The 6,349-nt window shown below is 56.6% G+C and carries 4 protein-coding genes and 1 pseudogene; all 5 read left to right on the top strand.

Annotation, left to right across the window (positions count from 1 at the left end; all coding sequences use genetic code 11):
• Positions 1-646 (top strand): autotransporter outer membrane beta-barrel domain-containing protein (locus SLH47_RS25170; protein ID WP_320243755.1); only part of this gene is annotated, 646 nt, incomplete at its 5' end.
• Positions 647-951: 305 nt separating this feature from the next.
• On the top strand, positions 952-3,588 hold the full coding sequence (locus SLH47_RS25165) for a S8 family peptidase (protein WP_320243753.1): 2,637 nt from the start codon (positions 952-954) through the stop codon (positions 3,586-3,588).
• Between the two features lie 344 nt (positions 3,589-3,932).
• Positions 3,933-4,313 carry an IS66-like element accessory protein TnpA gene (gene tnpA / locus SLH47_RS25160; RefSeq protein ID WP_320243751.1) on the top strand — a complete coding sequence of 127 codons (381 nt, stop codon included), beginning with the start codon at positions 3,933-3,935 and terminating at the stop codon, positions 4,311-4,313.
• Positions 4,310-4,657, top strand: a complete 348-nt coding sequence (tnpB, locus tag SLH47_RS25155; RefSeq protein ID WP_320243749.1) for an IS66 family insertion sequence element accessory protein TnpB — start codon at positions 4,310-4,312, stop codon at positions 4,655-4,657. Before tnpA ends, tnpB begins: the two co-directional genes overlap by 4 nt.
• A 70-nt stretch (positions 4,658-4,727) precedes the next feature.
• Positions 4,728-6,244 (top strand): annotated as a pseudogene (gene tnpC, locus SLH47_RS26470) (IS66 family transposase).
• Positions 6,245-6,349 lie beyond the last annotated feature (105 nt).

Below are 6,349 nucleotides of genomic sequence, written 5' to 3'. Positions count from 1 at the left end.
CTACGGGACGGGCAGTACGGATGTCAGCTCTGACCTGGGGGACGGGTCGATCGAGACCAGTGGTCTGGGCCTTGGCCTGGGCGCCACGTGGTATGATGCGCGCCGGTTCTATGTTGACGGGCAGGTGACGCTGACCTCCTACACCAGCGACCTGAGTTCGGACAGGCTTGGGACCCTGACGGAGGGCAACAGCGGGACGGGCTATGCGCTGTCGCTGGAGGCGGGACAGCAGCTTGATCTGGGCACGCGGCTGACGGTGACCCCGCAATCCCAGCTGAGCCTGTCGTCGGTGACGTTCAGTGACTTCACGAGTGAGGCGCACCAGGAGGCGGTCGCGCTGAGCGACGCTTCCAGCCAGCAGCTGCGGCTTGGGCTTGAGGTCGCGGCGCAGGAGCGTGGGGAGAGTGGCCTTTATGGCATTGTGAACCTGTACCATGAGTTTGGTGCGGGCAGTGAGGTGGAGGTGGCGGGCACGTCGCTGACGACGGAGCGTGAGCCCTGGACGCTTGGAGCTGGTCTTGGCGGTAGCTATGTCCTGAGCGAGCGTGTGGATCTGTTTGGCGAAGCCTCCTATGCCACCGGGCTCAGCAATGCGGGCGACACCAGCGCCCTCAGCGCAAATGCAGGCCTCAAAGTGGTGTTCTAGAATGGCTATCCGTGATTTGGTATTTGGAAAGCTGGTTGCTCTTATGTCCGGTCTGATGACCCAACTCTCGGAATTTCTGTGTCTCGAACCATCGCCCTATTGGTCCATCTCACGCTGGCAGCTACGATCCGCAGGCACGACAACTCAGCGATCGATAAATGAGCGGTCCAGAGATGCGACCCAACAACCGTGCGAAACTTTGCTACGATTGTTTCAGGCACGAGCGGTGCTTTGGTACCGCCAGTATCGAAGTCCTGCGGTTGTCCGGGCGGTTATACTCCAACGGGTAAGGCAGCGGCATTGTCATGCGCCATTTTGAGAAGCTAGCCCTGACTACGACAGTCATTGTCTCCTTGACCACCTCCGTCTTTGCAAACGTCTACGAAGGTCAACTCACCTCCTACTCAGATCAACAAGTCTTGCATTTCCTGGTGAGTGAACATGCGCGAGATCCATCGACCTTCGCGGATGCACACGAGTATATTACCCTGAGCCGGCCACGGATTTTGGAAGAGTATCTCCGTCAAACCTTGGACCGGGCGCCACGCACGCGTACTGGCACTTCTTTGGAAGCAGCCGCTGGCCAGACCTCCGGAATTGGTTCGATGATCGTTCTCGGGGTCGTTGGAATGGCGTCCGCACTTTCACTTGCGGACAATGGCGGTGGTGAAAGCCCAGGTCCCAACACATTACCTTCGCCAAGCCCAAGCCCCGGCCCATCACTTGATCCAATTGATCCGCCTGATCCAATTGACCCGCCTGATCCAGTTGATCCGCCTGATCCAGTTGACCCCATCGATCCAGTTGATCCGATCGACCCTGAACCCGAACCAGTAGACCCGCCAACTGAGCCTGATAACTACACTGGGGGATATCTCTATAATGATTCCGGGACGCTGATCGAACTCACTTCCGAACGCGATTTTGAAGAAATAGAAACCTTGGCGGCAGCGGTCAGCGACGCGCGAAATGCCGCGACATTTGTCGCACAGCGGAGTGGTAGCAATTGGGCTTACTCCGCAATAAAACTGGAATATGCGCGCGGTGCAGGCTTGACGGGGGCTGGCCAGACAATCGCGATATTTGATAGTGGTTTCCAATTTTCGCATAATGCATTTAAAACCACAGTCGGCGGCCGAACCATCACGAACGTGAACAAATCCGTCGTTGATGGTCATGGCACGGCAGTCGCATCAATCGCTGCAGGCTTTGCTTCTGGTCAGATCGAAGGTGTTGCTCCAAATGCTAACCTGCGGTTATTCGGCTGGGGTTCCATTGGAGACGAGCCGACAAATTGGGAAGCTTCCATTGCAGATGCAGCAGCACACGATGCTATTGTTCACAGCAACTCCTGGGGTTTTACCACTTCGATTTCAGAAGGCTTACCATTAGCGGACGTTTTCAAAGAAGAGCTCATAGACTACACGAAGAAAGCAGTTGTGGTTTTTGCGACTGACAACAACAGCCGTCGCTCGGAAAGTTTGTATCTGGAAGCACTGCCCGTCGTGATTCCGGAACTTGAGCAAGGCTGGTTGGCCGTCATCAATCTACGCGTCCCCTACGACCAAGCAAGTGACAGTTTTGGAACAATCATTCGGTTTTCCAGCGCGTGCTGGCAAGCTGCCAAGTGGTGTATTGGGGCAGACGGTTCGGTGTGGCGGGCAGCAAGTAGCCGTGTAGATTCAGACTCAGCTTATGGTAGATCTGGCGGCACTTCTTTGGCCGCACCACAAGTTGCCGGGGCAATTGCATTGCTGGCGGAAGCTTTTCCCAGCCTGTCTGCTCCACAATTGCGCAATCGCTTATTGGCCACTGCCGACAATTCGTTTTTCGAACACACCCATACTCTGGAATTCGAGGGCGGCTTCTCCCATGGCTACAACGAGGAGTTCGGTCATGGGCTAATGGACTTGCGTGCCGCGCTACTACCTATCGGCACCTTGTCCACGACAAGTGCATCTGGAGAACAATTGGTACTTGGGCAAGCTGCAATTGTAGGTGGTGGTGCCAGTGGGGACGCTCTGGTCAGGGGGCTGACCAATCTCCCGGTTCTGTCCATGGACCAGATGGCTGGAGACTTTCGTTTGACCGCGTCCTCCTTTGTGCGGCAAGCGTCCTGGAGTAATCCCCTTCCCGATGCTCTTTCCGTCGAACGGGTCAACCTTGCCCAAGACCGGAACCTGACAGGGCTGCGTGCACTGGGTACGCGTCCAAGCCTTGATGTATTAACTCCAAACCGGTTTCATGGTGCTGAAAACTCCTTGGAGGATTCCAAGGGCATGCTTTTACCCGTCTACAAAAGCGACACGCAGCGCATCGAGCTGCTTATTCCTCCGGATGATAAAGGTGACATCGGCTTTGAGGCGTCCTACCTTAGACAATTTAATCGTAGTGCAATAATGCTCGGCCTTTCGTCCATTTATGACACAGACGGCGTGTTGGGTATGACATCAACAGGTATGTCTGATCCGCTGGAGTCCCTGGCTACAAGCTGGAGCTCGTCTTGGTCTTTTCCATTAGACGACCGGTCATTGCTTAGAGTTTCTGGACAAGTCGGACTCGCAGACGCACGGGCCGGAGGTTTGATTGATGACTTCAGTCGACTACGCTATGCCAGTTACAAAGTTGCTTATGATCGCGCGGACATGTTTCAACAGGGCAACACTCTCTCCCTTTTTGTCCAACGACCGACGCGAATAGAGAGTGGAACAGCTACTGTAGAACTTGCTTCTGGGCGCAATTCAAACAATGAACTCACGTATGCAAAATATGATATCGACCTGAGCCCATCGGCACATCAGGTTAATTTCGGGTTCGACTATCGAACGCCGTTTGGCAACCAAGCGGAGATTCACCTTGGAATGCTGCATTCGACCAATGCCGGGCATGTTTCGGGGGAAACATCCACCGCTGGTCTGTTGCGACTACAATGGCACTTTTGAATGAAGGCCATGGGAAGCGCTCACGCGCAGCGATGCATGTGACGCCCGTTCTCGCAAGGGGCCGATTGATACTATAAGGTCTGGTTCCATCGATTTTTGACCTGTGACACATCGTAGTCTTTGCCGCATTAACACCGTCGCCGGCCGCTCGACCATTGCGTGTGCGACCCTGTTAAGCTCTTTGAGATGAAACCCTAGAAAACAAGCTATGTAGCAACTCGCTGCTACAAGACTATGGAAGGTTTTCTGAGTTTCACCGTAAGCGTCCGTTGAACCTGACCTAACGCGTGCCGCTGGTGGCAGCTAAGTGTCCACCATCGATAGTGGACATTTAGGGGCACTCTATGAGCAGGCGGAAGAAACGGTTTTGGTCGGACGAAGAGAAGCGCGAGATTTGCGCGCAGGCGACAACGCCGGGGATCTCGGTTGCGCAGGTGGCGCGCCGCTATGCGGTTAATGCGAACCTTATTTTCAAGTGGCTGAAGGACCCACGCTTTGCGCCAAAGGCGGAGGTGCCAGAACTGGAAACGATGTTTCTGCCGATTGAGATCGAGGCTGATGTTGCCGTTGGGCCAGCACCGATCGACGCGCCAATGCCGTCTCCATCTGCCCCTCTGTCGGCCAGCCGGGTCGATATCACCCTGTCGGATGGTCGTCGCATTCTGATTGAAGGGCCGACCGCGCTGACTGCTGTTGTCAGCCTTGTGCAGGGCCTGGCCGTTTGATCCCGGTCCCGAGCAATACGCGGGTCTGGTTGGCGGCGGGCGTCACTGATATGCGGCGCGGGTTCAATACGCTGGCGGCACAGGCCGAGAAGGTTCTGGACCTTGACCCGTATTCCGGACACTTGTTCGTGTTCCGGGGCCGACGGGGTGATCTCTTGAAGATTATCTGGTGGGACCAGCAAGGGGCGTGCCTGTTCAGCAAACGGTTGGAGAAGGGGCGTTTTGTTTGGCCCGCTGCGAAGGACGGCAAGATCAGCGTGACGGGCGCGCAATTGTCGATGCTGCTGGAAGGTATCGACTGGCGGATGCCGCAAAAGACATGGCGACCACTAAAGGTCGGGTAACCCAATAAATACAACATATTGAGCGCTTTCGGGATTCACGTTTTGTCCCTGATCCGGTATAGGATCGGCGATGCTGAAAGACCTTGATATCACGCCAGAAGACCCCGAAGAACTGAGGGCCGTGAACCGCCTTCTGGCGGATGAAGTCAAGTCACAGGCTTTGCTGATCGAGAAGCTCAAACACCAACTGGCGGGACAGAACAGACATCGTTTTGGCGTGCGATCAGAGAGCCTGGATCAGCTCAACCTGACCTTCGAAGAAGATGAGGCGATTGCCCAGGCTGCATCTGAAGCGACACAGCCTGGGGCGCGGACTGCTGAAGACAAGGCACCGCGTCAGCACAGCCGCAAGCCGTTGCCTGATCATCTGGACCGGCATGATAAGGTGCTTTCGCCTGGTGAGGATTGCACCCGCTGTGGCGGCAAGCTGAAGACGCTCGGTGAGGATGTGACGGAAGAACTGGAGTATGTGCCGGGCCGCTTTGTCGTGAACCGGATCGTTCGGCCCCGCAAAGCCTGCGCAGGTTGTGAATCAATCGTCCAATACCCACTGCCGTCACGCCCGATTGAGCGCGGCAGACCTGGCCCCGGCCTCTTGGCGCATGTGCTGGTGAGCAAATACGCCGATCACCTTCCATTGTATCGCCAAAGCCAAATCTATGCCCGCGAGGGCATCGACCTTGACCGCTCGACCATGGCGGACTGGGTTGGCCGGTCAACGGCCCTACTGGAACCACTGCCGACGAGATCGGCCGGATTGTCCGGCGCGGTGCTGCGCTGTTCGCCGACGACACACCGGTTAAGATGCAGGCACCGGGGCACAAGAAGACCAAGACGGCACGGGTCTGGACCTATGTGCGCGATGAGCGGCCATGGTCGGGATCCTCACCACCCTGCGCATGGTATCAGTTCACGATTGATCGCAAGGGCGAACATCCCGTCAGCCACCTCACAGACTACAAGGGATGGGTCCATGCTGACGGGTACTCCGGCTTCAACGGGTTGTTCGGGCATGACAAGGCCGACGAGATGGCCTGCATGGCCCATGTCCGACGCAAGTTCGTCGATGTCTTCACTTCCCAGGGCAATGCAATTGCCGAGGAAGCCATTCGCCGGATCGCGGAACTGTATGCCGTGGAGAAGGACGCGCGAGGCAAATCCCCCGACGCACGTGTCGCGCTACGGCAGCCGCGGGCAAAGCCGATCTTCAATGAACTGGAAGACTGGCTGCACGCGCAGCTGCCCAAAATCTTTGGCAAGTCGCCACTGGCCCAAGCCATCCGCTACGCCCTTGGCCGGATGCCAAAGGCGCGACCGTACCTTGAGAATGGCCATCTGGAATTGGACAACAACGCAGCCGAGCGCGCTGTCAAACCCGTCGCCATCGGTCGGAAAAACTGGATGTTCGCAGGCTCAGAACGTGGCGGCAAAGCCATGGCAATCGCCTTCACTCTCATCGAAACCGCCAAGCTCAACAAAGTCGATCCGCAAGCCTGGCTCACATGGGTGCTCGCCCAGATCGCCGACCACAAGATCACGCGTCTCAATGAACTCCTCCCTTGGCGTTACGCTGCTAAAGCAGCGTAACAGTACGCGTATTCGCTCAACAGGGCGGGTTCAACGGACGGGCACGCCGCTACAACTCTTTTCGCGCAAGGGTTGGAAGCCGCATGACCGAGACTTTAGACTCGG

It is taken from the genome of Cognatiyoonia sp. IB215182 (assembly GCF_033963905.1).
In the GTDB taxonomy this organism is placed as follows: Bacteria; Pseudomonadota; Alphaproteobacteria; order Rhodobacterales; family Rhodobacteraceae; genus Yoonia.
Note: the sequence above shows the minus strand (reverse complement) of the source record. Positions and strands in the feature narration are given on the sequence as shown.

Excerpts from the sequence above, each read along its gene's own strand:
- SLH47_RS25165 (WP_320243753.1), top strand. The coding sequence starts at position 952 with ATGCGCCATTTTGAGAAGCTAGCCCTGACTACGACAGTCATTGTCTCC.
- tnpA (WP_320243751.1), top strand. The coding sequence starts at position 3,933 with ATGAGCAGGCGGAAGAAACGGTTTTGGTCGGACGAAGAGAAGCGCGAG.